The organism is Anaplasma bovis, from assembly GCF_036903315.1.
Lineage (GTDB): Bacteria > Pseudomonadota > Alphaproteobacteria > Rickettsiales > Anaplasmataceae > Anaplasma > Anaplasma bovis.
In genome coordinates this window covers 1-3,219 of sequence record NZ_JAWLNY010000079.1, presented here as the reverse complement: position 1 = coordinate 3,219, position 3,219 = coordinate 1, and the positions used below count along the sequence as shown (strand labels likewise).

At 43.9% G+C, this 3,219-nt stretch carries 5 protein-coding genes; all 5 read left to right on the top strand.

Annotated elements, in window-relative coordinates:
* Positions 1-116 (top strand): P44/Msp2 family outer membrane protein (locus R4I06_RS04565; protein WP_334414402.1); only part of this gene is annotated, 116 nt, incomplete at its 5' end.
* Positions 117-136: 20 nt separating this feature from the next.
* Entirely contained in the window at positions 137-526 is a 390-nt protein-coding gene (locus tag R4I06_RS04560; RefSeq protein ID WP_334414401.1) for a hypothetical protein, read from the top strand.
* A gap of 126 nt (positions 527-652) precedes the next feature.
* Positions 653-1,057, top strand: coding sequence for a hypothetical protein (locus R4I06_RS04555; protein ID WP_334414400.1), 405 nt, complete (start codon positions 653-655; stop codon positions 1,055-1,057).
* Positions 1,050-1,430: a hypothetical protein gene (locus R4I06_RS04550; protein ID WP_334414399.1), complete on the top strand. Its 381-nt coding sequence runs from the start codon at positions 1,050-1,052 to the stop codon at positions 1,428-1,430. The genes R4I06_RS04555 and R4I06_RS04550 overlap by 8 nt, the downstream gene beginning before the upstream one ends.
* 159 nt (positions 1,431-1,589) lie before the next feature.
* The gene (gene recA / locus R4I06_RS04545) at positions 1,590-2,675 is read left to right on the top strand and encodes a recombinase RecA (RefSeq protein WP_334414398.1); all 1,086 of its coding nucleotides are present in this window, start codon (positions 1,590-1,592) and stop codon (positions 2,673-2,675) included.
* The last annotated feature ends 544 nt before the right edge of the window (positions 2,676-3,219 follow it).

Below are 3,219 nucleotides of genomic sequence, written 5' to 3'. Positions count from 1 at the left end.
GCTCTATATCTACTACCTCTGTCATGGTTAATGCTTGTTATGATGTTCTTGCTGAGGGCCTTCCTGTCTCTCCTTATGGGTGTGCTGGGATTGGGGAGAGACTCAGGTGCTGCTAGTGGTAATGGTACCGGTGGTTATGCATGATGTTAGTAAGGCTATTAATATTCTTGATCCTACAGAAGGTATTGATAAGAGGATTTGTGGTAGTGGAAAGCATGCTGCAAAGAGTGGTAGTGCAGGGGAGACTACAGGTAAGTGTGGTGATGGTCAGAGTGATGGCGGTCAGACCGGTGCAAGCAGTAACAACTTGCTGAGTGACCTATTTTCCGAAACGACGACTAAAAGCAATTACGCGACAACTAAGGAGAGTAAGATGGGGCCAATTACTTCGGGCGTAATAGCTAGTGATACAGCCTCACTAACACGAGAACAGAAAGGAGTGGTTTCAAGTGCCTTTGCAAAGGCTGCTACTAGTAGTAATAACACAGACACCGCAAGATATACATCAAAGATGTATATCTTGTAAGGAGTAAAGAGGGGAGATGGTGATGAAGAAGGTATTTATCTCCTCGCTAAAGATCTTGCTTATAACGTTGCTCTCGATCAGACATCTAAGTTAGCTGAGGGGATCCATGGACTAAGCCAGAAGAGGATGTTCGAAGTCAAGGAGGTTATTGATAGTCTTGATAAAGCGATTGAGAAGGAGATTTGTAAGAGCAGTAATGCCGGGGGAGCCTACAAAGACCATCATACAGGAGATGGAGAGAAGGAAGGAAAGTGTGGGAAAGCAGTAACAGGAAGGAGTAGTAGTGCCACAGCAAGCGGTTTGACTGCCCTGTGGGATAAGACTAGTAGTACTGCAGCCGGCGGACAGTATGACAAAACAGAGACACCAATGGGTTTGGAGACATCTAAGACAATAGCTAATGACATACGACAAAACCTAAACAGAGAGCAAAAGGGTAAGGTCTCAAGTGCGTTTGCGAAGGCACATGAAGGAGCGGAAATAGTAGAGATACGCTCTATATCTACTACTGACCAAGAAGAATATGCATGAGGTTAGTAAGGCTATTAATATTCTTGATATTACGAGCACTATTGATGGGAAGATTTGTGGGGCTGCAAGCGGTGCTGACTGGCATCATGGAGGTACTCATGGTGAGGAGAGTCCAGGAAAGTGTGGAAGTACCATCAACAGTAGTGGTAGTGGTGATAAAAGCAGCTACGGAAAGCTGAGTCACATGTTTACTCCTCCAGCCAACAAAGAGACCAATCATACTTATAAAGATACTAAGACTAATAAGATGGGTGAGCATACATCAGCGAAGATATCTAAGGACATCATAGCTTTAAACAGAGAAGAGCACGGAGTAGTCTCAAGTGCCTTTGCAAAGGCACTTGAAGGAGCGGAAATAGTAGAGATACGTTAATGATGTATCGCTCATAAGTAGATATATTGAAGTCTATCCCCCTTGATTTTCTCTGTTAGTTCTGATTTTCCTCTATAGAAATTAGTGATCTTGACATTTTCCTAATGTTAGTGCGTAATAGGGCTCGTTCAGTGAGGGGCATTTTTAAGTATTCACGTTATGTCAAAGGATGAGGAAACTTCTATAGAAGAGCGGCAAAAAGCTATTGATAGCGCTTTGGTGCAGATAGAGCGTGCATTTGGCAGAGGTGCAATAATGCGGCTTAAGCAGCATCCTTGTGAAAAGATAGAAAGCATCTCTACTGGATCGATAGCCTTAGATGCGGCTCTGGGTATAGGTGGTCTTCCCCGGGGCCGAATTGTTGAAATCTACGGGCCCGAAAGTAGTGGCAAGACTACTCTAGCGCTTCATGTAATAGCTGAGGCACAGAAGAAGGGTGGGCACTGTGCATTTATTGATGCGGAACACGCGCTTGATACCCTGTACGCGCGGAAATTGGGCGTCGAAGTAGGTGATCTTATTGTCAGTCAACCAGATACTGGAGAGCAGGCGTTGCATATCGTTGAGTATCTCGTAAATTCCGGTGCTATCGATGTAATAGTTATAGACTCTGTGGCCGCGTTAACCCCCAAGGCGGAAATCGAAGGGGATATGGGTGATCAGCATATGGGCCTGCAGGCTAGGTTATTAAGTCACGCATTGCGCAAGTTGACCTCTATAGTGTCAAAAGCTAATTGTGTACTCATATTTATAAATCAGATACGGATGAAAATTGGCATCGTCTATGGAAATCCGGAAACCACTACTGGAGGAAGCGCATTAAAGTTTTACACCTCTATCAGGCTTGATATCAGAAAGGTGAGCTCTATAAAAGATAAGGATACAATTGTGGGAAGCCAGACCCGTGTAAAGGTCGTCAAGAACAAGGTTGCACCTCCTTTTAAGCAAGCTGAGTTTGATATCATATACAATGAGGGAATTTCAAAATTAGGTGAGATACTAGACATGGGCGTGAGGTATGGCTTTATAGAAAAGGCCGGCTCGTACTATTCTTGTGGCGGAACTAAGCTAGGCCAGGGCCGCGAGAACAGTAAAAACTACCTTAAAAACAATCCTGAATTGGTGGCATCGCTAGAGGACCAGATCCGTAATCATCTTCTTGAGCTTGTGAGTAACAGTGATCTGTTTGCTGCAGGTAAATCTAATACAGAAGATGTCTTCGATAGTGTTGAGGAAGTTTTCTAGTCAGACTATTGAGTGGGATAATTACCCGGTGTGCCTTGCAGAGAAGTTCAAAAGATCATGCTGATAAGTGTTTAATCAGTGATGGTCCGGTGTTGTGCTGCAAATCTATCAGTACCATAGTGGTTGTTTTCACCTCATAGGATGGTACTTTATGGGCGCCAAAAGGTATATTTCTGATGTATATCTAAAATTAGGCAGCTTTGCTTGCTTCGTCACTCAACATAGGTGTTATTGAGGCAGTAGTGGAGGGGAACGAGTGGCATGATTGCAGGTAAACGTGTCGTTATTAGCCACCATCACGAGCTGAGTGATGTGTTTGCAAACACAGATATCGCTTATTATGAGGATAAGAAGTGAAGAATTTAGCAGCAAATACCTCATTTTTGTCATATGCGGAGCCGTAAAAATTCTTCCGCGACGCTTTTTTTCAAGAATATTACCAGTAAGCACATACGTACAACGGACGTGTCAGTGCCATAAGGAGAGATAAAGCAGTACTACGCTCACTGTAAGTGTGTGCTACGAGCGGTTTACATCTCCTAGC